This is a genomic window from Afipia massiliensis (assembly GCF_014203115.1).
Taxonomy (GTDB): domain Bacteria; phylum Pseudomonadota; class Alphaproteobacteria; order Rhizobiales; family Xanthobacteraceae; genus Afipia; species Afipia massiliensis.
Map to the genome: position 1 here is coordinate 532,207 of NZ_JACHIJ010000002.1, position 22,193 is coordinate 554,399.

Here is a 22,193-nt window from a genome sequence, read left to right on the forward strand (position 1 = left end):
GCCAAGAATATATACGATAACAACGATGCGAGAAAAAACTGATGCCTTCTGCCACGAACAAGATCGCGCTGTTTATTGACGGTGCAAACCTATACGCAACAGCGAAGACGCTTGGTTTCGACATTGATTATAAAAGGCTGCTTCTTGAATTTCAGAGCCGTGGCACTCTGGTCCGGGCGTTCTACTACACCGCCATCATCGAAGATCAGGAATACTCATCAATTCGGCCGCTGATCGATTGGCTCGATTACAACGGCTATACCGTCGTGACCAAGGCGACGAAGGAATTCATCGACGCGTCCGGACGCCGCAAGGTGAAGGGCAACATGGACATCGAACTCGCTGTCGACGCCATGGAGCTGGCCGAAAACATCGACCAGATGGTGCTGTTCTCGGGTGACGGCGATTTCCGTTCGCTGGTCGAGGCCGTACAGCGCCGCGGCGTCCGCGTCACGGTGGTTTCCACCATCTCGAGCCAGCCGCCGATGATCGCTGACGAATTGCGCCGCCAGGCGGATGTCTTTACGGATCTGGTCCAGCTACAATCCAAGCTTGGCCGCGATCCGAGCGAGCGCCCTGCTCCTCGCGAACCCCGCGAACCTCGTCAGCACACGCCGCAATTCCTGCAGCGAACGACGACCAGCTCAATGGCGCCAAGGGGCGATGACGAATTCGACGATTGAGCAGAAAACCAAGGAGAGCCGGCGCAGCAGTGCCGGCCCTTCCTCTTCTGTTTCAGGGCAGTCGAACGAACCACGTCCGGATTGTCCTCTCTGCCCCCGCCTGAAAGATTATCGCGACGCCAATCGCGCGCAGCATACGCATTGGTTCAACTCACCCGTTCCCTCGTTCGGGCCGACCGACGCGCAGCTTCTGATCGTCGGCCTCGCGCCGGGTCTTCAGGGCGCCAATCGCACGGGGCGGCCCTTTACCGGCGATTTCGCCGGAGATCTTCTCTACGGGACGCTTATCGAACTCGGCTTTGCGCGCGGGTCATACGAGGCGCGGCCCGACGATGGCCTGACGCTGGTTGATTGTCGCATCGGCAATGCGGTGCGCTGCGTTCCGCCACAGAACAAACCCCTGCCCGCTGAAATCAGCACCTGCCGCCCGTTCATGAAAGCCGCGATCGACGAGATGCCGCGCCTCCGCGCAATCGTGATGCTGGGCCGCGTCGCACACGATTCAACGTTGAAGACGCTCGGCATCCGCGCGCCCGATGCGCCGTTCGCCCATGGCGCGGAGCATCAGGCAGGATCGATCCGGCTGTTCGATAGCTATCACTGCTCGCGCTACAACACGAACACCCGCCGCCTGACGCCCGAGATGTTCAGGGCGGTGTTCATCGGCGTACGGAAACATCTCAGCTAAGGTCGTTCGCAACCGAGCGATGGCTTCGTCATCCTGAGGTGCGCGCTCTTTCTTGCGCGCCTCGAAGGATGACCGCATGCAATCTCATCCTTCGAGGCTCGCCGAAGACGGCTCGCACCTCAGGATGACGAGAATCTAGCTGCGTTAAACCGGGTTGGCCTGCAGCCAGGCCAGCACGTCGCCTGCGTTCCGGTCCGGCGGAAACACCGGATAGAATACGTGGGTGATCGTCGCATCATCGATGATCAGCGCGAGCCGCTTGATCAGCGTCAATCCCGCAACATCCATCGACGGCAGCCGGAGTGCGCGCGTCAACGCAAGATCGCCGTCAGACAAAACCTGAAACGGCACATGCAGCCGCTCGACCATGTCGCGCTGATAAGCTGTGTCCTGCGTCGAAATCCCAAACACATGCTGCGCGCCCGCATCCATCAGATCCTTGAACAGATCGCGGAAAGAACAGGTCTGCGGCGTACAACCCCGTGCGCCGGGGATCATGTCCCAGTCGTCGACAAGCCCGATCTTGCCGGGCTCACCGGTGCGCGGATAGGCGAACAGCACCACCCGGCCCGGCAGCGACGCGAGCTTGATCGATGACCCATCGGTCGCCGGCAGCACGACAGGCGGCATTTCCATGCCGACCAGATGCTTCGCCGCGCCGTCATCGATCGGCGCCGGGATCTTGCTCCAGTCCACATCCATCAGGTTCGGCTGGTTCATCGCGCTATCCTTCATATCCTAGAGGATGACGTTGCCCGAAAACCGCTTCGCACTTTCGGCGTTATCCTCGCGCCCTCAGCAGGCGGCCCTTCTCGCGCGCCCAGTCCCGCTTCTTCTCGGTATCACGCTTGTCGTGCAGCTTCTTGCCCTTTGCCAGAGCCAGTTGAAGCTTCACCTTGCCGCGCTCGTTGAAATACATCTTGAGCGGAATGAGCGTCATCCCCTCGCGCTCGATCGCGCCGATTAGCTTGTTGATCTGCTTCTTGTGCAGCAGCAGCTTGCGGTCCCGCTTTGGTTCATGATTGAAGCGGTTGGCTTGCAGGTATTCAGGAATATTGGCGTTAACGAGCCATATTTCCCCATCCTTGGAGTCCGCGTAGGACTCGGCAATTGTTGTCTTGCCGCTGCGTGACGACTTGACCTCGGTGCCGGTCAGCACGATGCCTGCCTCGACGGTATCCTCGATGGCATAGTTGAACCGCGCCTTGCGGTTCTCGGCGATGACCTTGATCGTGGGTTCTTTCTTCTCGGCCATCAGGTGCCTCGGTGCATATCCACGCGAAAAATTCGGCTCGCGTGAACACGCAATCCTTCAGTGCTGCCTGACGGCGCGGGAAGACTTTGCGCCGTCAGAATGTCTGGTTGGTATATAGTGATTTACTTCGACTTCAGAAGATCACGGATTTCAGTGAGCAGTTGCTGGTCCTTGCTCATGGCCGCCGGTTCGGGAGCCGCTTCCTGCTTCGCCTTCAGGCGGTTCATCAGGCGGATCACAAGGAACAGCACAAACGCCACGATCAGGAAATTCAGCGTCAGGGTGAGGAAGTTGCCCCATGCCAGCACCGCGCCCTGCTTCTTGGCATCGACGAGGTTGGTGGCCGTGACCGACTTGGAAAGGCCGGTGAAGTAGTTCGAGAAATCCAGTCCGCCGGTGATCGCGCCGATGATCGGCATGATGAGGTCGCCGACCATCGAGGTGACGATCCCCCCGAACGCCGCGCCGATGATGACGCCGACCGCGAGATCGACGACGTTGCCTTTCAAGGCAAATTTCTTGAACTCCTCAAGCATCGGCAATTTCCCTTTTCTGCTGCGTCGTCAGTTGAGCAACCCGGCGTACACCATCGCGTCGCGAATAATCTTGCCGGTCGGCGGCGTCACCGTCATCAGCGGCAGACGCACTTCCTCTTGCACGCGACCCAGCAGCTTGAGGCCATGCTTGGCGCCTGCAAGGCCCGGCTCCTTGAAGATGGCGTCGTGCAACGGCGTCAGCCGATCCTGAATCTTGAGCGCGGCCGCATAGTCGCCCTTCATCACGGCGGACATCAATTCCGCGCAGGGCTTCGGCGCCACGTTGGCGACGACCGAAATGCAGCCGTGCCCGCCCGCCGCCATATAGGCGAGCGCGGTCATGTCCTCGCCCGAGAGCTGGATGAAGTCCGGCCCCATCGCGTGGCGCTGTTGCGAAACGCGGGCGAGATTGGCGGTGGCATCCTTCACGCCGGCGATGTTCTTCAACTCGAACAACCGCGTCATGGTCTCGACGGAGAGATCGACCACCGAGCGCGGCGGGATGTTGTAGATGATGATCGGAATACCGATCGCATCGTTCACCGCCTTGAAGTGATGATACATCCCTTCCTGCGTGGGCTTGTTGTAGTAAGGCGTCACCACAAGCACGGCATCAGCGCCTGCCTTCTCGGCATGCTTCGCCAGAGCGACAGCTTCGCGCGTGGAGTTTGAGCCCGCACCGGCGATGACCGGAACACGGCCCTTCGCCTCCTCGACGCACCACTCAGTGACCTTGTTGTGCTCTTCATGGCTGAGTGTCGGGCTTTCGCCGGTGGTGCCGACCGGAACGAGGCCATGCGAACCCTGCTCGATCTGCCAATTCACGAGCTCACGCAGACCGGCCTCGTCCAGCGCTCCGTTTTTGAACGGCGTCACCAAGGCGGTAAGGGACCCCCTGAAATTCGTCTTGGTTGCCATTGTCAGTCTCCGAACGCGTCGCATGCTGCGATTTATGATTGATTGATACCGAGTCCCGAAGCGCGATGAAAGTCCCGGGCACTCCCATACCGCGCCCCGACGCCTGGATGACCCTGCGTTAGCCGCGATTTTGCCGCGGTGTTGCGGCATTGTGCCTGTTCTAACACATTTGATGTTTTGTCCACATATTCAATGCACTACACCTTGGGTGAAGGCTCTTGATGATTCGCCGCACAGGCCGCCCGTGATGCCATTTGCACCTTCATCCGCGGGGCTCCCCCGTTTGGCGCGCTGGACCGCTGTTCTCCTCGGCGCAGGCGGTTTTGCGCTGATTTCATATGCAGCGTCCGCAGTTCCTTTACCGAAGCCGCGTCCGGTGTCTCGCAATGTGACGCCGCAAACCACACCGGCGAAGCCCGCCCAACCACCAGCTCCGTCGGCCGCGAAAGCTGACCCAGCCGCGCCTGCGCCCAAAACTCTGGCCGCGCGCCCTGCACCGCCCCGAAAGCCTGCCGTGCCTCTGGCGATGTCCACGTCATCGTCCACCTCGAAGGCCGACATGGAAACGCTCGAGCAGATCATCGAGCTGGTGCGCAAGCGGAAACCGGCCGATGCCACGCAGCTTCAGGCCTCGATCTCGGATCCCGTCGCGCGCAAGCTCTCCGAGTGGATGATCCTGCGCAGCGACGACAACAACGCGTCGTCCGACCGCTACAAGGCCTTCATCACCGAGAACCCGACCTGGCCAAGCGTGACATTCCTGCGGCGGCGCGGCGAAGCGGCTTTGTGGGACGACAAGCGCGACGATGCCGCTGTCCTGGCGTTTCTCGGCGGCGAACAGCCGATCTCCGGCAAAGGACGATTTATGCTGGCGCGCGCCCTGTTGGCGCGCGGCGACCGGCCCGGCGCGGAACGGCTCGTACGCGCTGCGTGGCGCGGCGATTCCTTCTCGTCCGACACTGAGGAAACAGCGTTCGACAGGTTCGGCACGCTGCTGACATCCGGCGACATCAAGGTCCGGATGGATATGCTGCTGTACAGCGGCGACAACGCCGAGTCCGCATTACGCTCCGCCAAGCGACTCGGAAGCGGTCATGTCGCGCTCGCAAAGGCCCGCTCCGCGCTTAACAAGAAGGCCTCGAACGCGAAGGCCCTGCTGGATGCCGTCCCGAACGATCTGCACAACGATCCGTTGTATCTTTTCAGCAAGGCACAATGGCTGCGGCGCGAGGACAAATTCCTGGAAGCCGCGCGTGCCATGCAGGCCGCGCCGCGCGATCCGGCCCGGCTGGTCAATGCTGACGAATGGTGGATCGAACGGCGGCTGCTGGCGCGCAAACTGCTCGACACCAACGAGCCGCGCATCGCCTATGCTGTCGCGCGCGATGCGTCGCTGCCGGCACGCGACATCTACAAGACCGAACAGGAATTCACCGCCGGCTGGATCGCACTGCGATTCCTCAACGATCCAAACCTCGCGGCCCAGCATTTCGCGCGGATCGGCGTCGGCAGCGTCAATCCGACCGCCCTCGCCCGCGCCGGTTACTGGCAGGGCCGTGCCGCGGAAGCCGCGGGGCGGTCGCAAGAGGCGCGCGCCGCGTATGAATCAGCTGCGGCGCAGTCGACCAGCTATTATGGCCAGCTCGCGCGCGCAAAGCTGGGACTGCCGCAAATCGCGCTGAACGGCGTGCCCGGCCGCTCGCGCGGCGGCGAGCGGCTGGAGGTCGTCCGCGCCGTCGAGCTTCTCTACGCGCTGGATGAGCGCGAGATCGCGATCCCGATTCTCGCTGACATGGGCGAACGCGCCGACATGGACGGCCTGCTTGCGCTTTGCGAACTGACTCAGCGTCACGACGATGCGCGGGGCATGCTGATGGTCGGCAAAGCCGCGCTGAATCGCGGCATGCCGTTCGATCACTACGCTTATCCAGTGAGCGGCATTCCGCCCTACAAGGACTTTGGCCCCGCGGTCGAGAAGGCAATCGTCTTCGCCATTGCCCGGCAGGAAAGCGCGTTCCATCCGACAATCGTGTCCCCTGCCAATGCCTACGGCCTCATGCAGGTGACGGCAGGCGCCGGCAAATACGTCGCCAAGAAATACGGCACGACGTTCGATCTCAACAAGCTGAAAACCGACCCGTCCTACAACGCCGCATTCGGCGCCGCTGAACTCGGCGGGTTGATCGACGATTATCGCGGCTCCTACATCATGACCTTCGCAGGCTACAATGCCGGGCGCGGCAGCGTACGCAAATGGATCGAGCGCTACGGCGACCCGCGCGATCCCAAGGTCGACGCGGTCGATTGGGTCGAGAAAATCCCGTTCTCCGAAACCCGCAACTACGTCCAGCGCATCATGGAAAACGTGCAGGTGTACCGCTCGCGGTTCGGCGGCGGCAGCAAGCTGCTGATCGAGGCCGATTTGCGCCGCGGCGCGGGTGTGGAATAGATTTGGGCCGTTAGTTTCCACTCCGTCATCCTGAGGTGCGAGCCGCATATGCGGCGAGCCTGGAAGGATGAACGGCCCATCCATCTCTCAGCATGGCGCGTCGCCCTTCGAGGCCTTCGCTGCGCTACGGCTCCTCAGGGTGACGGCAAATGCCCCAATCATTCCGCGACGTGTACTGCCAGTCGGCCGACGGGCTGAAGCTCCATGCCAAGGTCATCGGTCCGGACAACGGCACGGCATTGCCGGTGCTTTGCCTGCCCGGCCTGACGCGAACCACTGACGATTTCGACGACATCGCGCGCGCCATTGCCACCAATCCGGCTGCGCCCCGCAAGGTGGTGGCGGTCGATTATCGCGGCCGTGGCCTGTCGGATTACGACCCGGACCCCGCCAAATACACGGTCCCGGTTGAGCTTGGCGACGTCCTGACGATCGCGGCTTCGCTCGGAATTTCCCGCGCCATTCTGCTCGGTACCTCGCGCGGCGGCCTGATCTCGATGGCGCTGGCGGCGGCGCAGCCGCAACTGCTGGCCGGCGTTATCCTGAACGACATCGGCCCGGCGCTGGAGATCGACGGCCTGATGAAGATCAAGGGCTACATCGCCAATCCGCCCCCGAGGCAAACCTGGGATGAGGCGGCGGGCGGCCTGAAGGAGTTGTTCGGCAGCGTGTTTCCGTCGCTGAGCGATGCCGAGTGGATGGCATGGGCGCGGCGCGCGTTCCGGGAAAAGGCCGGCGGCGGCTTGGAGCGGACCTACGACCTGAAACTCGCGCATACGCTTGACGGACTCGACCCGGCTAATCCGCTGCCGCAGGTCTGGGAATTGTTCGACAAGCTCGCGGGCGTTCCAGTGATGCTGATCCATGGCGGCCTGTCCGACCTGCTCTCGCTTCAGGGCGTTCAGGACATGATCGCGCGGCGACCGGACATCGAGCTCGTGACAGTCGCAGATCAGGGTCACGCGCCGTTGCTGGCCGACAACCCCACGATGGACCGCATCGTCGCGTTCTGCGCGCGGTGTGATGGGGCGACGGCGTCTTAAAACCTGCCATCGGCCCAGATCCTTTTGTCGTCCCCGCGAAAGCGGGGACCCCATACTCCCTGAGTAAGCGATCTCAGCCCAATAACCTTCGGTGGTTATGGATCCCCGCTTTCGCGGGGACGACGCGGTATGCGTGGCGGGCGCCCGGAATGACGCAAGACAAAGAAAACCCCCGGCAGTTTCCTGCCGGGGGTCTTTTAGTTCAGGTCGTAATCGCCACTAGGCGGTTACTATTACCAGGTGCGGCGAACGCGGAGGTTGCCGGACCAGATGCCCTGATCTTCGTAGTTGTAGTTGCCAGCCGGCTTGAAGGCACCCATGGTGTTGGCAGCAGCAACAACCGTGCCGCTCATCGACTGATCGAGGTTGGTGTACATCACTTCGCCCGAGAACGTCAGGTTACGAACCGGAGTCCATGCGGTACGCGTACCGATCTGCCAGATGGCAAAGTCAGGGTTGCAGTTCGCACGCGGCGTTCCGACGACAACCTGAGCAGCATAACGTGCACAGTAGAGGTCAGACGCATTGTTGTTGTAATCGATGCGCGTGTAGCTGCCGAACAAGCTGGATTCCCAGTTCGGGGTCCAGTTGTGAACGTAAGCGCCACGGAAGCCCCAACCAGTGGTCTTCTCGATCTTCGTGCCTGCGCCGTAGATGCCATCGAACAGCGACATAACGGCGAAGCTGTTGTAGTTGGCACCCGAACCACCGCTGAAGTGGTCGAAGTTGTTGCCGGTCACGCCGCTGATGAGGTACTTCATCGCGCCGTCAGCATAGGTCGCGTCCAACGACAGCTTGTCGCCAGGGCCGGTCGGCAGGTTCTTCAGCTGAATGCCGCCAGAGATCGCGAAGCCCCACGTATCTTCGGGATGACCGTTGGTTTCAACAGTGGCAGCCGACGCGCCGTTCGCATAGTAGTTGGCGTGAAGGTTATGCACAGCACCCGACAACTGAGCGGTGAACGCAGCCTGGTCGACACGGATGTTGCCGACGAAGTCAGGCGAAACGTTTCCGCCGTAGGAGTTCGGATAAGCGCCCTGACCCAAGGCCAAAGCTGCCTGAGCAGCGGTCAGAGTGATCGAGGTATCGAGCATCTGAGCGCGGTTGATGACGCGGTTGTCTTCGATGCCGACCTGAGCCGACACGCCGTTGCCGAACTGCCACGTGTAGGCGATCTGGTTGATACCAGTCGCGTTGTCGTAGCCGCCGAGCAGGAACGAGGTGTTGTTGTTGGCGCCGTAAGCACCCCATGGGGTCTGGAAGCCAGAGACCGCCTTACCGAGGGTGAAGCCGGCGAACTGGATGAAGCCGTAGTCCATCGTCAGGTTGCCCGACGACGGGCCGAAGCCGGTCGAATGTTCGAAGTTGCTCGACCAGTAGGTACGAACAACGCCGTATTCGGTGGCGGTACGGGTGTCGATGTTCAGCTGAACGCGAGCGCGGGTGGTGAAGTAGTCGCTGTCGCGGCTGCCGGTACCGTTAGCGCGGAACCCGCCTTCATCCCATGCTGGCTTGCCGTAGTTGCCGGCGTTGATGTTCCAGTCAGCCTGGACGTAGCCGCCCAGCTTGATGCAGGTGTCGGTGCCGGGGATGTAGTAGAAACCGGCTCCGTAAAGGGAGCAGATCTTCACGTACTGAACGGCTTTCGCCTTGACGGGAAGATCGGCTGCCTGTGCTCCAGCGGACGCTGCGATAACCGCAGCCGATCCGAGGATAAGGCTCTTAATGGTGCTCATAAAACCTCCAAGTTTTGCTCTCTAGGGAAGGTTCCGGGCCGGTGGTGTAAGTCACACCACGTGGTTGGTTCCCTTAATCCCCGCTAACCGCCCGGTCGCCTCGCGCTTTCGGACACTCCCGCTGAACGCGAGCGACTTAAGCGAAACTCCCAAACGGGACGACCTCGGGATGCCCCCCTCCGTCGCTTCGATGACCATTGCCCAACAGTCGTGAACACACAACAAAAGACCGCCTTGAAACGGTGCGGTTCCGGCCGTTTTTAAGGAGATGTTGCACAAATGGCACGCAACCTGTTGCTGGCATCCCACACAAGCTGTTGATACTATTTAGCTTTTGCAACCACCCCAGAATGTTCCATGAAATGGTCATTATGGCAGCGCACACGGCATCAGGTGCGTTGCGGCTGTGAATTGCGCGAATCGAAGCACCTGAAAAACGGCCTTCGATGCCCTGTGTCTCGGCGCTCAATCCTGGTGAAACCGTCGCCCGAACAAGCTTTGTTCCCGCTTTTGGAACGTCACAGTGGCCGCTCTTCTCACCAATTACGGCGCAACCGCGACGGGACACGCCTACCGAGTGCGATGGTCGCGACATTATAAAGGCAGGAGAACGATTTGAAGGAGCCTGAGGCAAACACAGGCTTTATAAAAGTCATCCGCGACTTGCGGCGCGTCATCGTGTGAGGCATATCGAGCCTGTGGAGACGTGGCCGAGCGGCTGAAGGCACTCGTTTGCTAAATGAGCATACCTTGAAAAGGGTATCGAGGGTTCGAATCCCTCCGTCTCCGCCAACACCTATAAAACTATAGCTATATCAAGAAGTTAGCACGAGGCGCTGCACTACCAATGTTTCTACCCATGCGCGGCGACGTATAGGGTGACTAACCGCGCCGGATCTCTTCCTCCCCAAGCGACTCAGGCTACTTTCAGGCTAGTTTAGCCGGCTTCCCACATTTTCAGATGCACGCCCGCGTCGATTTCCAGCCCTACTGCCACAGCGAAGGACCTGCATGAGCAATCAGGAGTTCGAATTAAGGGCGAGCGCTTCCGAGCTGTCAGAGTTAGTGGGCGCTAGGTCCAAGGACATCGATAATTGGCTGCAGCGCCCAGAACTCCTTACTCGCTTCAAATCGACACGCACGGGCGCGCGGCGCTCTGTAAGTCGCCTGAACGTAATCGAGTTGGCATTCTTGGCTGCCTTTGTACGAACCGGGATTAAGGCTTCTACCGCAGTAAAACTAGCGTCCGATTTCGCTGTTCGAGCCAACCGCAAAGAGCTATCTGATTGGCTTGTATTCGAACCAGGCGAAGATCCTAGCGGAGCTGGGACGCTGGATCACCTGCCCTCAACCGAAACGCTAACCTTACGGACGGCCACTGCAAGGCCGCCGATCGTCGTTCTAATCAACGTCGGCGAAATGGTTCGACGCATCGATGAGGTGTTCAGCACACGGCTAATTCGACGTGAGCTGAAGCTGACTCGCGACTAGTTCAGTCTGTATCTCCCTAATGAAATAAAGAACCCCCGGCAGTTTCCTGCCGGGGGTCTTTTAGTTCAGGTCGTAATCGCCGTTAGGCGATTGCGATTACCAGGTGCGGCGAACGCGGAGGTTGCCAACCCAGATGCCCTGATCCTTGTAGTCGTAGGTGGCGCCTGGCTTGAAGGCAGCGTTGCCGCCACCCTGGCCTGCAGCAAGAACCTGCGAACCAGTGTTCGACTGGTCGAGCTCGGTGTAGAGCACTTCGCCCGAGAACGTCAGGTTCTTGACCGGAGTCCAGGCGGTACGGGTACCAACCTGCCAGATCTTGAAGTCAGGGTTACAGGTGTAACCGTTGACCTTCACAGACTGTCCCAGCTGCGCAGCGCAGATGCCAGCTGAAGCGTTGCTGTTGTAGTCGATGTTCGTGTAGCTGCCGAACACGCTGGTTTCCCAATTCGGGGTCCAGTTGTGGACGTAAGCGCCGCGGAAGCCCCAGCCCGAGGTCTTCTCGATGCTGCCGCCGGTGGTGTACACACCGTCGGCGAGCGACAGAACAGCGAGGCTCTGGTAGCTGCCAGCGAAGTTCGTATCACCACTGAACTTGTCGAAGTTGTTGCCGGTCACGCCGCCGATGAGGTATTTCATCGCGCCGTTAGCATAGGTAGCATCCAACGACAGCTTGTCGCCAGGGCCGGTCGGCAGGTTCTTCAACTGGATGCCAACCGACACCGCTCCACCCCATTCATCCGACGGATGACCGTTCGGCTCAACCGGAGCTGCGCCCGCTGGGCCAGCATAGTAGTTGGCGTGAAGGTTGTGCAGAGCACCCGACACCTGAGCGGTGAAGGCAGCCTGATCGATCCGGAGGTTACCGGTGATGTCAGGCGACACGTTGCCGCCGTACGAGTTGGTGTAGGCACCGGTCACAGCAATCGCGCTGCCAGCACCAGTATTGGCCGCCAGCGAAGCGTTGATCAGCTGAGCGCGGTTGATGACGCGGTTGTCTTCAATGCCGATTTGACCCGACACGCCGTTGCCGAACTGCCACGTGTAGGCGATCTGGTTGATGCCAGTCGCGTTGTCGTAGCCGCCGAGCACGAACGAGGTGTTGTTGTTGGCGCCGTAAGCACCCCATGGGGTCTGGAAGCCAGAGACTGCCTTACCGAGGGTGAAACCGGCGAACTGGATGAAGCCGTAGTCCATCGTCAGGTTGCCCGACGTCGGGCCGAAGCCGCTCGAATGTTCGAAGTTGCTCGACCAGTAGGTGCGAACAACGCCGTATTCGGTGGCGGTGCGGGTGTCGATGTTCAGCTGAACGCGAGCGCGGGTGGTGAAGTAGTCGCTGTTGCGGCTTCCGCTGCCGTAAGTGCCAGCAATAGCGTTGGTCGAGGCTTCGTCCCAAGCTGGCTTGCCGTAGTTATTGCCGTTGATGTTCCAGTCAGCCTGGACGTAGCCGCCCAGCTTGATGCAGGTGTCAGTGCCGGGGATGTAGTAGAAACCGGCGCCGTAAAGGGAGCAGATCTTCACGTACTGAACGGCTTTCGCCTTGACGGGAAGATCGGCTGCCTGTGCTCCAGCGGACGCTGCGATAACCGCAGCCGATCCGAGGATAAGGCTCTTAATGTTGCTCATAAAACCTCCAAGTTTTGCTCTCTAGGGAAGGTCCCGGGCCGGTGGTGTAAGTCACACCACTTGGTTGGTTCCCTTAATCCCCGCTAACCGCCCGGTCGCCTCGCGCTTTCGGACACTCCCGCTGAACGCGAGCGACTTAAGCGAAACTCCCAAACGGGACGACCTCGGGATGCCCCCCTCCGTCGCTTCCACAAAGATGCCGGATGAATGCCTTGTTGCACAAGAATTGATTGGCAATTGCTCGGATTTGGACACGGTTGTGTGGTTTTCACGCAACAGAAAGGGGGCCTTTTCCCCTATTGGTAGCCCTGGAGGGGCTAATGCTGGCGAAAGTACAACTCCTGGCCCCCTGCCCGACCGCTCGATGAGCATCGACTCAGCGACTCAGTCGCGCATCGATGATGGCGGCGGGGGGTGTATGTCCGGCTTTACAACAACTCTGCTTTTATTACCGTAGATACAGGCGACTCAGGAAACGAGAGCATTTTCACCGCTAGACGGCAGAAAATGAGCAATGGGGATGTTCTTGAGAAACGGCCCTGAGCCGTAGTTCTGGATCAGCGCCTGAACGCACAAGCTGCCGGATTTATCGTATGCATACGCGCGCCAGAGAACTTGCCCGGTACGGCGGTCGTCGGGTCCCGGTTCTTGCCGCCGCTTCCCGAAACGCTTGTTCAGGCTATGGCGACCTAGCCGGGCGATATCGACATCGCGTAACACGAGGTGCTTCTGCCAGAAGGCGCGGAAGTCGAACGCGAGCAAATCCGCGATGCTGGCAATGCCAACGGCGCGCACGGCGCGGGCAGAGCAAATCCGATACTCGATATGCAGGCAATCGACCTCGCCGGTGACGGGGCTGGGTTTTGAGATGTATCCGCTGAGATATTTGCCGTTCCATCGGCGGCCGGTCGACATGCCGCCGTTGTCAAACTCGATGGCCTCGTTCTTGCCATTCCAAAGCTGGACGAAGCATCGCTTGAACGCAGCGAACGCCTCGCGCAGGATCTGTTCGTTCGCCAGAATGATGTCGAGCGCGATTTCGAGATAGATGATGAGCGGCGGTTGACGGTCACGCTTCGGCAACGCGCCGTCGCCTTTCGGAATGCGGTCATCGCGTGAGGCCAGGTATTCGAGCGCCACGCGGTTTGCGCCGACAAGTTGAACCTGTTCTTTGAAGGGGAAGATGTTCAACTGCCGGAATGCGCCGCTCGCATCCTTTATCCATTGCCCATGCCGATGCACGTCGAGGCTTTGACAGTTATCCGCGAGATGCTGCTGTTCTTCGGTTGTCAGCGACCGCTTGAACAGAATGCGGCCCGAGTGCGCGTAAACGTAAACGTCGAGCGGCGCGAGCGCGACTAGGAAAGCGGCGGCGTCAGGGCGAGTCGAACGGCCAACCGGACGCGGGGGCCTTGGGGAACTAGCCGGGTTGACCGCCGCCGCGCGCATTTGAAGGGCCTTTTGGACCGGTTGTAATTCGGCCCCGAGGGGGCCGCCCGTGAAGCCCCGGCTTTTGGCCGGGGTTTGGAACCCGTTTTGTCGCCCCTGTCGCGGCCCACGGTAAGCATTTCGCGTTCAGGGGCGGCAGTGCCCGCCCTCTTGCCGGAAAACGGCCGTCGCGGCTGTGTCAGAATGCAACCTCCGTCGAAAGCCTCAACTGCTGGGTGCACGCTGGGGGCGGCACCCAACAGCCGCGCCGCCGTGCCGGAGCGCGAGAAAGGAAACCAAACCGCGCTCGCTGCCTGCCGCGCCCCGAAAGGTAGGCCGCAGACTCAGGGTGTTGTTTCTATGAACGAGGACACCGCCCTGTGGTCTTCGCCAGCGGCAGCGTCATCGAACTGCGGCTGGAGATGCGAGCCTTCTGCGCATCGTACATATCCGCGCGCCGGTCTAGCTCAGCATCGGTGAGGGACAACGAACCCGGCCGGTGGCCCGCACTATCGAAGACCGGCATGGCGTCCATGAGAGTCATCTCGGCTCTGATCGACTCGCCATCGCGGCAAAAATAATTGCCCTCGGACTCGTCGAGAATTCTCACGAACTTGCCGTCGCGATATAGCTTGGTAGGTTTTTCATTTCAGTTACCTCGCTTTGCGCCGCCCATCGGCGCTGGTTGAGTTCGTACGGCGCGGGACGCGCGCCGGGCGTGCATCATCGCGCGCAGCCTTCGGCGGGCGGCGACCACGCTTCAATGTTTGAGGTTCATCAGATGATGGCGCGCGCGACTTCTCGATGCGCTCCCTGATCCAGTCCTGAATTTCGCTTTCGATCCAAGCTACGCGGTTGACGCTGAGCGCAATCTGCTTCGGAAAAGCACCGGCGGCCATCATCACGTAGAGGCTAGGCGCAGGTATGCCGGTCATATCGACGACCTGTTGCATTCGCACCAGTCGGGTCGCCTGCTGCTGAACTTCTGGTGAACCCATCGCGCCAAACCTCGTGAACGATAACGAGGTCTAGCCGGTACTAAGCCCGCAGACTCCTAGACTTTAACGGGCTTATTTCCGGTGAACACGGCGAGTGCTTCGACCAGTTCGTCAACGAGGGGACGCGCCGCGAAGCGCAACTCACGGCAAACAAGATATTCCGCGTGCTTGGTCGGGCCGACTTTATACGGCGATTTCTTCGACGCACCGGGCAGGCCGATCAGGTCGGTGGCCTCCAATGGCGCGTTCAGCTTCGAAAACTCCGCGCTCGTCTTGGCCGCCGTCACGCGGGCTAGTTCTTTTATCTCATCGCTATTCAGTCGTTCGCGACCGTATCGATCAGTGAAAATATCTCGCGCGGCGCACATAAACCAAACCGCGACTTCAATGGCCTCTTGCTCATCGGTGGGAGTGCCGGACGGTCCACCATGGCGGCGTTCGAGAAATTCCTTCAGCAGCAAGGCGACAGCAGCACGGCCTTGCGGCGTGAGGGGGGCGTCGCTGTTGATGTATTCAACAAGGTCGTCCCACTTGCCGTCTCTGGCGCGTATGACCAGCCATGACAGATGATCGCCGGGCTTGGTTCGGGTCGGGCGCTTCACAGCAAAGCCGCCTTCCGAGCGTTTCACAACGCGGTTATTTTTGCGATTGCTTAGAATCTCTTCGTACCTCGATGCCATCACGCTAAGTCCCCTTTACGCAGCGGGGTCACAACGCCATCGCGCTTTGCCGGTGGCTGAGCACAATAGTTCATCCAGTCACGCATGAGTCTGCGCCTCTTCTCCAACAAGTCACCGCGCCGGTACGCGGCCTCGACTTTGTCGGCGACCGCGTGCCAGAGCGCGGCCTCGCTTACGATGTTTTCGTAACGGGTGCATTCCGCCGCCCAGTCTTTGAAGCTGGACCTAAATCCGTGGACCGTCATGCCCTTGCGCACCATGCCGCGCACGAGTTCGAGCATGGCCATATTCGAGATGCCCTTGCCTCGCGTGCCGCCGACGAAAACATGCGGGTTGCCGTCCTCACGCGGCAACGCCTTCAAGATGGTGATGGCACGGTCGCAAAGCGGAACGACCTTCGGTTTGTTGCCCTCGATTTTCACCCCCGCGCGATCCGGCGGAACCGTCCAGAGTTTTTCGGCTAGGTCGAGTTCGTGCCACGTTGCCCCGATCACAGCGCCGGTGCGCGCGGCGGTGAGGATCGTGAATTCCAAGGCGCGAGCGCTGATGCTGTCACGCTTGCGCAGTTCGGTCATGAAGCCGGGTACGGCAGTATATGGCATCGCCTCGTGGTTCTTGACCCTTGCCAGCCGCGACCGGCCCGGAAAATCATGAGCAAGGTTTCCGCGCCACGCGGCCGGGTTGTCCCCCTCCCGCGCCCCGTTCGATTTTGCGTAATCGAGTATCTTTTCGATGCGGCCACGGATGCGTTCGGCCGTTTCTGGCGTCTTGGCCCAAACCGGCTTCAGCACCTTCAGGACTTTGGTCTTATCGACATCGCATACCGCCTCATCGCCAATGTCCGGGTAGACGTAGGTCGTGAGGGTGTTGGTCCATTGCTGGCGATGCTTCGCGTTTCGCCAGCCGGGTGCCTGTGCCTCAACATAGGCCGTGGCCATCTGCTTGAACGTGGTCTTTTTGCGGGCTTGGGCTTTCGTGTCCGCAATCGGGTCAATGCCGTCGTCTAGTTGGTCCCGGCACTTCCCAGCCTTTTTGCGTGCTTTCTCCAAGCCGACCTGAGGATAAGGGCCGAGTCCTTTCTGACGGACCCGGCCACCGATGCGGTACTGAAATATCCACGCGCGCGTGTTGAACGCGGAAACCTGAAACCAGAGGCCACCACCGTCAGCATACCGACCTCGCTCAGTGAATGATTTCAACTGAGTTGCTGTCAGCCGATGAAGCATCGAAAAACCCTACCCATTTTTGTACCCATACATTGCATCCTGAAGGGGCTATTTCCCCCCATAACCGCTAAGGCATAGAAGCCGGGATAAGTCCATGGGAACGATGGGTTTTTTCAATTAGGGTAAATTAGGCTAGAAGCCCGCCGGGCGGACTCCGTCTCCGCCATCCTGCTTCGCGCTACGCGCTTCGCAGGATTGGCATCCGGCGGGACGAAGCAGGATGCCCTCCGAAGCCTCGGCGAAGGAGGGCTAATTCCATGTGGTACGTCTATCTGCTGGAGAGCGATACCGCCGAAAATCAGCGCTATGTCGGCGTAACCTCAGATTTGAAACGGCGCACCGCCGAACACAATGCTGGAAAATCTACGCATACATCGAAGTTCATGCCTTGGCGGCTCGTGACCTACGTGGCTTTCTCGGATGAAGCCAAGGCGGCTTCATTTGAGCATTATCCGGCTCGGGGCACGCCTTCGCTAACAAGCGTCTGTGGTAGGGATCGTATCACGCAGGCGCGGCGCTCGAAGCCAATGCGCTCAGCAGGTCAAAACCGGCAGCCATGTCTCTTAGTGCATCGCCATCCACGCCCGCGCTTCACGCTGAGCTGTTGCGATCTCGACATCGGACATCAGCCCGGCGACTTCCCGGCGCAGCGAGATGGCATCCACCCTGCCCTTGAGCGCAGCCAGGTTGAACCACTTGTGTGCGGCGACAAGATCGATCAGGCCGTTTCGCCCGCTCGAATAGATCATGCCGAGGTCGAACAGGATGTCTCCGTTCGCCGCCTCCTCGACCGGCAGCGCGGTGCCGGTATCGATCGTTCCCTGAAACATCCTGGCTCTCCGATTTCCCGCCGCGGCGAGCGCGGCTCCTGTCGATATTCTGCTTGATGCGACCGTTGCTTTTGTTGGCGCGTATTCCGCAAAACCGGTTTGCCAATTCTGCGGAATACGCGTTCGCCGTTTGCCGGCTTGTTGGGATCATATGACCCGTAAAATTTGAATGGCAGTTTAAGCATCGCGATGAATCGAACGTGAACGCAGCGCTCGCGCGCCGCGCGTCGAATCGCAGAAATCCCATGTTTTCAAGCATTTCTCGGCAATCGTGACAATCGATTCACCTTCGTCTTTGGCGAAGCGATAACCATTGCGCGGACAAGAGTCAGCGTGACGCGCATGGTCGCGCTTGCTGAGTGCAGGATGCTGACCGAGGCGGTCGCCGGTGTTCACAGCCGGGACTCTTATCGACGAGACACACGCCGGATGCGGTCATTGCCCGCGCGGACAACGTCACGTCAGAGAGTCGGAGATTGTTTTCTGGTCTTGGAGAGATCGCCGCCGGATGCACTCGAGGGAGGCATGGACAGTGCGGCTCAAAAAAACGAGGGCGTCGGTGAACACGTCAGGACTGAGATTTCACCGGGCCGCCTGCCGAGGCAGACCGCCGGGAAACTGCGAGGTCATCCCCCGCAACGAACGAAGAGCTCTTGAACTCTTCTGCCTGACCGGCCCCTTGCGGGAACGATGGTCAGACCGTCTCGCCTGATGTCTCGCCGACACCCTCTTTCGTCGACTGGAGCCGCCGGTTCAAACTCGTTCTTGCGAACAGATCAGCCTGGCGGCTCTTGTGACGATGCCGGCATCATGTGCCGGCAATTCCATAAGGCGTAGCCTTACTTCTTCTTCTTGGCGACCTTGCGGGTCTTCTTGGCAGTCTTCTTCACTGCCGACTTCGCCTTCTTCGCCTTCTTCGCTTTCTTGGCCATGTTGCCCTCCTAAGTTCGTGAGATGGCTTAATCGCTGTGTGCACTCGGGAATCGAAATGCACTTCATCTGGATTACACCAACGCACTCAAAAAAACAGTGTCCCGCTTAAGGAAGTGTTTACGCACAAGGCGCAGCGCGCGCTGCAAACACGAAACGGAAGCGTTGCAACGCCTCTGCGTGACACTGCATCGCGCGCACGAAACGCCTGAGCGACGCAACATCACGCATCAAAGAAACGACTGTGCCGCAGTGGTTTCTTTCATCGCAACACAACACGCATCGTAACGCCTTTAAAACCGCGGATAACTCTGCGGCTGGCGAAAAGTGCGTTTCGCGGACTCTGAGTCGCAAATTTTGGCAACAAAAATATTTTCTGGAAAATTTGGTTTTGGCGCGATCAGCGCTCGCACCGGAGAACTTTTCCGGACGCTTTTGCGAATCTGATTCGCAAATCGATTCCACGTCGCGAGAGGTTTTCGCCGCCGGCGTACCGATGCTGCGCGCTCATCGTCGCATCGAAAACCGAAAACGAGATGACCGGAGAGCGCGCGCAAGCTCGCCGCGCGCACCCGGCATCATCGCGTTAACGATGTTCAGATGCCGAGCTTGGCCTTGAGAAGGTCGTTCACTGCCTGCGGGTTCACCTTGCCGCCGGACGACTTCATCACCTGGCCGACGAACCAGCCCATGAGCTGCGGCTTGGCGCGCGCCTGCTCCGCCTTGTCCGGATTTGCGGCGATGATGTCATCGACCACCTTCTCGATAGCGCCAAGATCGGTGACCTGCTTCATGCCGAGGCTCTCGACCAGTGCGCGCGGATCGCCGCCCTTGGTCCAGACGATCTCGAACAGGTCCTTTGCGATCTTTCCGGAGATGGTTCCTTCTCCGATCAGGCCGATGATCGCGGCCATCTGCTCCGCCGAGACCGGCGAGGCAGAAATATCCTGCCCCTCCTTGTTGAGACGACCGAACAGTTCGTTGATGACCCAGTTGGCGGCCAGCTTGCCGTCGCGCGCCTTGTCCGCGAGCTTGCCCAGCACCGCTTCGTAAAAGTCCGCGCTTTCGCGCTCGGCGACCAGCACGCTGGCGTCGTAAGGCGTCAGGCCGAAGTCGGCCATGAAGCGCTCGCGCTTCTCGTCGGGCAGTTCGGGCAGTTTCGCTTTCAGCGCGTCCACATAGGCCGCGGTGAATTCCAGCGGCAGCAGGTCGGGGTCCGGAAAATAGCGATAGTCGTGCGCTTCTTCCTTGGAGCGCATCGAGCGGGTCTCGCCCTTGTTCGGATCGTAGAGCCGGGTTTCCTGATCGATGCTGCCACCGTCCTCCAGGATACCGATCTGGCGACGCGCCTCGTAGTCGATTGCCTGGCCCATGAAGCGGATCGAATTGACGTTCTTGATCTCGCAGCGGGTGCCGAACGGATCGCCGGGCTTGCGGACCGAGACGTTGAGGTCCGCGCGCAGGTTGCCCTTCTCCATGTCGCCGTCGCAGGTGCCGAGGTAACGCAGAATGCTCCGCACCTTCGCAACGTAGGCCTGCGCCTCTTCCGACGACCGCATGTCCGGCTTGGAGACGATTTCCATCAGCGCCACGCCGGAGCGGTTGAGATCCACGAACGACATGGTTGGATGCTGGTCGTGCAGCGATTTGCCCGCATCCTGTTCGAGATGAAGCCGCTCGATACCCACCGTGATGCTTTGGCCGTCGCGCAGTTCGATAACGACCTCGCCCTCGCCGACGATCGGCGACTTGTACTGGCTGATCTGGTAGCCCTGCGGCAGATCCGGATAGAAATAGTTCTTCCGGTCGAAGGTCGACTTCAGGTTGATCTGCGCTTTCAGGCCGAGGCCGGTGCGGATCGCCTGCGCCACGCATTCCTCGTTGATGACAGGCAGCATGCCGGGCATTGCCGCATCGACCAGCGAGACGTGATCGTTCGGCGCGCCGCCGAATTCGGTCGAGGCGCCCGAGAACAGTTTGGAGTTCGAGGTCACCTGGGCGTGGATTTCCAGCCCGATGACCATTTCCCAATCGCCAGTGGCGCCTTTGATGAGCTTTGAAGGTTTGACAGGTGCGTTCATGGGACGGCTCTGGATAAGGACGCGTTCATAGCGATTCACATCGAAAAGCGTTGAAATATTTGAGCTTTTCTTTGTTGGATGAGAGTTTTTAGCAGCCCTGTGGCACCGCGTCGAGAGAGGCTCCACCCGGTCTCGATCTCGCCTAGAACGACCCGAACATCGACCCCAGAGCGATCACCGCGGCCAGCGCAATCAGCGCACCAGCGATGCCGACCATGACAATATCGAGATAGCTTTCGCGATGCGTCGATCCACAGACGGCGAGCAATGTCACCACCGCACCGTTATGCGGCAAGCTGTCGAGCGTGCCGGAGCCAATTGCCGCCACCCGGTGCATCAGCGCCGGATCGATGCCCTGTTCCGCCGCGATGCGCATGTAAGTGCTGCCGAGCGCATCGAGCGCGATCGTCATGCCGCCCGACGCCGAGCCGGTGAGAGCCGCAAGCACGTTGGTCGCAACGGCAAGCGAAACCAGCGGCCCGCCTCCAATTGAAAGCACCCAGTCGCGTACCGCCGCAAACGCCGGCAGCATTGCGACAACGGCTCCGAAACCCACAAGGCTGGCCACGCTGAAGGCCGGCAGGACCGACGCATTGGCCCCTGCGTCCATGCTGAGCCGCAAGGCCGGCAAGCGCTGGCGATTGACTACGATCAGCGTCACGATCGCAGCCGCAAGTGCGACCGCGACCGACCAAACGCCGGCCACCGCAGACAACGAAGAACTGCCCCAGCGCTCTTCCGCCAGAAACGAAAAGTCGAGCCTTGGCAGGATGACCAGCGACATGAGAAGATTGACGCTCACCACCACGGCAAGCGGCAGCACAGCCACACCGATCGGCACCACGGCATCGGTATGGTGGCCGTGACCGATTTCCGCAGGGTCAAATTCCCGCGCAGTCGTCGCTCGCTCACGAATTTTCTGATCGTCGGCGGCCAGCTTTGGAGCCGCATCGGCACCGTCGCCATAGCCCTCGCCGGATCGGCGCGCAGCCGCCTCGGCACGGGCAAGCCACCACAAGCCAAATCCCAGCATGATGACCGAGGCAATGATGCCGAGGCCCGGCGCGGCAAACGGCGTCGTACCGAAGAACGGCATCGGAATCGCGTTCTGAATCGCAGGCGTGCCCGGGAATGCCGTCATCGTGAATGTCGAGGTGCCGAGTGCGATCGCGGCCGGCATCAACCGCCGCGGAATGTTGGCCGCGCGGAAGAGTGCCTGGGCCATCGGCGCCAGCACGAAGAACGCGACGAACAGGCTTACGCCGCCATACGTCACGACGGCGCCCGCAAGCACCACCGCCAGCATGGCGCGGCTCGGACCCAGCTTCTCGGTCATGAACCGCGCGATCGCCTCGACCGAACCACTGTCGTCCATCAACTTGCCGAACAGTGCGCCCAACAGGAACAGCGGAAAAAACTGTGCGAGAAACTGCGCCGCACTGCCCATGAAGGTCTGGGTCCAATGGGCAAGCAACGGCTCTCGTGACACCGCCGCCGCGACAAGCGCCGCCGCAGGCGCAAGCAGGAGCACACTCCAGCCGCGATAGGCGAGCCAGATCAGCAATCCGAGCGCAAGGAGAATTCCCAGGAGGCCCATG

Annotated in this window: 20 protein-coding genes, 1 tRNA gene and 1 pseudogene; 7 read left to right on the forward strand and 15 right to left on the reverse strand. The window is 60.4% G+C overall.

All coding sequences use genetic code 11. From position 1 onward, the window contains the following. Positions 1 to 41 precede the first annotated feature (41 nt). Together HNQ36_RS07365 and HNQ36_RS07370 are read left to right on the forward strand one after the other, a co-directional pair. The gene (locus HNQ36_RS07365) at positions 42 to 683 is read left to right on the forward strand and encodes a LabA-like NYN domain-containing protein (protein ID WP_019196784.1); all 642 of its coding nucleotides are present in this window, start codon (positions 42 to 44) and stop codon (positions 681 to 683) included. Next, positions 664 to 1,371 (forward strand): uracil-DNA glycosylase, encoded by a 708-nt coding sequence (locus HNQ36_RS07370; RefSeq protein ID WP_184083494.1) that lies wholly within the window; start codon positions 664 to 666, stop codon positions 1,369 to 1,371. The genes HNQ36_RS07365 and HNQ36_RS07370 overlap by 20 nt, the downstream gene beginning before the upstream one ends. 144 nt (positions 1,372 to 1,515) lie before the next feature. On the opposite strand, the gene HNQ36_RS07375 is transcribed toward HNQ36_RS07370, so the two are convergent. The 4 genes from HNQ36_RS07375 to dapA form a co-directional block, all read right to left on the reverse strand. Then, a complete protein-coding gene (locus HNQ36_RS07375) occupies positions 1,516 to 2,091 on the reverse strand; it encodes a peroxiredoxin (RefSeq protein ID WP_184083496.1) in 576 nt (191 codons plus the stop codon). A gap of 61 nt (positions 2,092 to 2,152) precedes the next feature. Continuing rightward, positions 2,153 to 2,626 carry an SsrA-binding protein SmpB gene (smpB, locus tag HNQ36_RS07380; protein ID WP_046826696.1) on the reverse strand — a complete coding sequence of 158 codons (474 nt, stop codon included), beginning with the start codon at positions 2,624 to 2,626 and terminating at the stop codon, positions 2,153 to 2,155. A 122-nt stretch (positions 2,627 to 2,748) separates the two neighbouring features. After that, positions 2,749 to 3,162 carry a large conductance mechanosensitive channel protein MscL gene (gene mscL, locus HNQ36_RS07385; protein WP_046826697.1) on the reverse strand — a complete coding sequence of 138 codons (414 nt, stop codon included), beginning with the start codon at positions 3,160 to 3,162 and terminating at the stop codon, positions 2,749 to 2,751. 27 nt (positions 3,163 to 3,189) lie between these two features. Next, positions 3,190 to 4,080 carry a 4-hydroxy-tetrahydrodipicolinate synthase gene (gene dapA, locus HNQ36_RS07390; RefSeq protein ID WP_184083497.1) on the reverse strand — a complete coding sequence of 297 codons (891 nt, stop codon included), beginning with the start codon at positions 4,078 to 4,080 and terminating at the stop codon, positions 3,190 to 3,192. Positions 4,081 to 4,327: 247 nt separating this feature from the next. Here dapA and HNQ36_RS07395 point away from each other — a divergent pair, with 247 nt between their 5' ends. After that, positions 4,328 to 6,529 (forward strand): lytic transglycosylase domain-containing protein, encoded by a 2,202-nt coding sequence (locus HNQ36_RS07395; protein ID WP_184083498.1) that lies wholly within the window; start codon positions 4,328 to 4,330, stop codon positions 6,527 to 6,529. Positions 6,530 to 6,678: 149 nt separating this feature from the next. Beyond that, entirely contained in the window at positions 6,679 to 7,572 is an 894-nt protein-coding gene (locus tag HNQ36_RS07400) for an alpha/beta fold hydrolase (RefSeq protein ID WP_184083499.1), read from the forward strand. 233 nt (positions 7,573 to 7,805) lie between these two features. Here the strand turns inward: HNQ36_RS07400 and HNQ36_RS07405 are convergent, their stop codons facing one another. Further along, positions 7,806 to 9,308, reverse strand: coding sequence for a porin (locus HNQ36_RS07405; protein WP_184083500.1), 1,503 nt, complete (start codon positions 9,306 to 9,308; stop codon positions 7,806 to 7,808). A 700-nt stretch (positions 9,309 to 10,008) separates the two neighbouring features. On the opposite strand from HNQ36_RS07405, the gene HNQ36_RS07410 reads away from it, so the two are divergent. Together HNQ36_RS07410 and HNQ36_RS25920 are read left to right on the forward strand one after the other, a co-directional pair. Then, positions 10,009 to 10,100 (forward strand) — tRNA-Ser (locus HNQ36_RS07410). 219 nt (positions 10,101 to 10,319) lie between these two features. Continuing rightward, positions 10,320 to 10,799: a hypothetical protein gene (locus tag HNQ36_RS25920; RefSeq protein ID WP_210311946.1), complete on the forward strand. Its 480-nt coding sequence runs from the start codon at positions 10,320 to 10,322 to the stop codon at positions 10,797 to 10,799. A gap of 96 nt (positions 10,800 to 10,895) precedes the next feature. Here the strand turns inward: HNQ36_RS25920 and HNQ36_RS07415 are convergent, their stop codons facing one another. The 6 genes from HNQ36_RS07415 to HNQ36_RS07440 all read right to left on the reverse strand — a co-directional run bounded on the left by HNQ36_RS07415 (position 10,896) and on the right by HNQ36_RS07440 (position 16,754). Continuing rightward, positions 10,896 to 12,422 carry a porin gene (locus tag HNQ36_RS07415; protein ID WP_184083501.1) on the reverse strand — a complete coding sequence of 509 codons (1,527 nt, stop codon included), beginning with the start codon at positions 12,420 to 12,422 and terminating at the stop codon, positions 10,896 to 10,898. A 468-nt stretch (positions 12,423 to 12,890) separates the two neighbouring features. Next, positions 12,891 to 13,871: a hypothetical protein gene (locus HNQ36_RS07420; protein ID WP_184083503.1), complete on the reverse strand. Its 981-nt coding sequence runs from the start codon at positions 13,869 to 13,871 to the stop codon at positions 12,891 to 12,893. Between the two features lie 337 nt (positions 13,872 to 14,208). Further along, on the reverse strand, positions 14,209 to 14,394 hold the full coding sequence (locus HNQ36_RS07425) for a hypothetical protein (protein WP_184083505.1): 186 nt from the start codon (positions 14,392 to 14,394) through the stop codon (positions 14,209 to 14,211). A gap of 109 nt (positions 14,395 to 14,503) precedes the next feature. Then, positions 14,504 to 14,848 (reverse strand): helix-turn-helix transcriptional regulator, encoded by a 345-nt coding sequence (locus HNQ36_RS07430; RefSeq protein ID WP_184083507.1) that lies wholly within the window; start codon positions 14,846 to 14,848, stop codon positions 14,504 to 14,506. A 56-nt stretch (positions 14,849 to 14,904) separates the two neighbouring features. Next, positions 14,905 to 15,450, reverse strand: coding sequence for a hypothetical protein (locus HNQ36_RS07435; RefSeq protein ID WP_184083509.1), 546 nt, complete (start codon positions 15,448 to 15,450; stop codon positions 14,905 to 14,907). 77 nt (positions 15,451 to 15,527) lie between these two features. Further along, complete coding sequence (locus HNQ36_RS07440; RefSeq protein WP_184083511.1) at positions 15,528 to 16,754, reverse strand: tyrosine-type recombinase/integrase; 1,227 nt, start codon at positions 16,752 to 16,754, stop codon at positions 15,528 to 15,530. 257 nt (positions 16,755 to 17,011) lie between these two features. Here HNQ36_RS07440 and HNQ36_RS26640 point away from each other — a divergent pair. Beyond that, positions 17,012 to 17,146: pseudogene (locus tag HNQ36_RS26640) on the forward strand (GIY-YIG nuclease family protein); the annotation flags it as partial. Between the two features lie 171 nt (positions 17,147 to 17,317). On the opposite strand, the gene HNQ36_RS07450 reads toward HNQ36_RS26640, so the two are convergent. The 4 genes from HNQ36_RS07450 to HNQ36_RS07465 all read right to left on the reverse strand — a co-directional run bounded on the left by HNQ36_RS07450 (position 17,318) and on the right by HNQ36_RS07465 (position 22,192). Continuing rightward, positions 17,318 to 17,584 (reverse strand): SEL1-like repeat protein, encoded by a 267-nt coding sequence (locus HNQ36_RS07450; RefSeq protein ID WP_046826702.1) that lies wholly within the window; start codon positions 17,582 to 17,584, stop codon positions 17,318 to 17,320. A gap of 177 nt (positions 17,585 to 17,761) precedes the next feature. Next, positions 17,762 to 17,980 (reverse strand): hypothetical protein, encoded by a 219-nt coding sequence (locus tag HNQ36_RS07455; protein ID WP_184083513.1) that lies wholly within the window; start codon positions 17,978 to 17,980, stop codon positions 17,762 to 17,764. 1,130 nt (positions 17,981 to 19,110) lie between these two features. Further along, positions 19,111 to 20,595, reverse strand: a complete 1,485-nt coding sequence (gatB, locus tag HNQ36_RS07460; RefSeq protein WP_184083515.1) for an Asp-tRNA(Asn)/Glu-tRNA(Gln) amidotransferase subunit GatB — start codon at positions 20,593 to 20,595, stop codon at positions 19,111 to 19,113. A gap of 142 nt (positions 20,596 to 20,737) precedes the next feature. Then, positions 20,738 to 22,192, reverse strand: coding sequence for a GntP family permease (locus tag HNQ36_RS07465; RefSeq protein ID WP_184083517.1), 1,455 nt, complete (start codon positions 22,190 to 22,192; stop codon positions 20,738 to 20,740). Position 22,193: the final 1 nt, after the last annotated feature.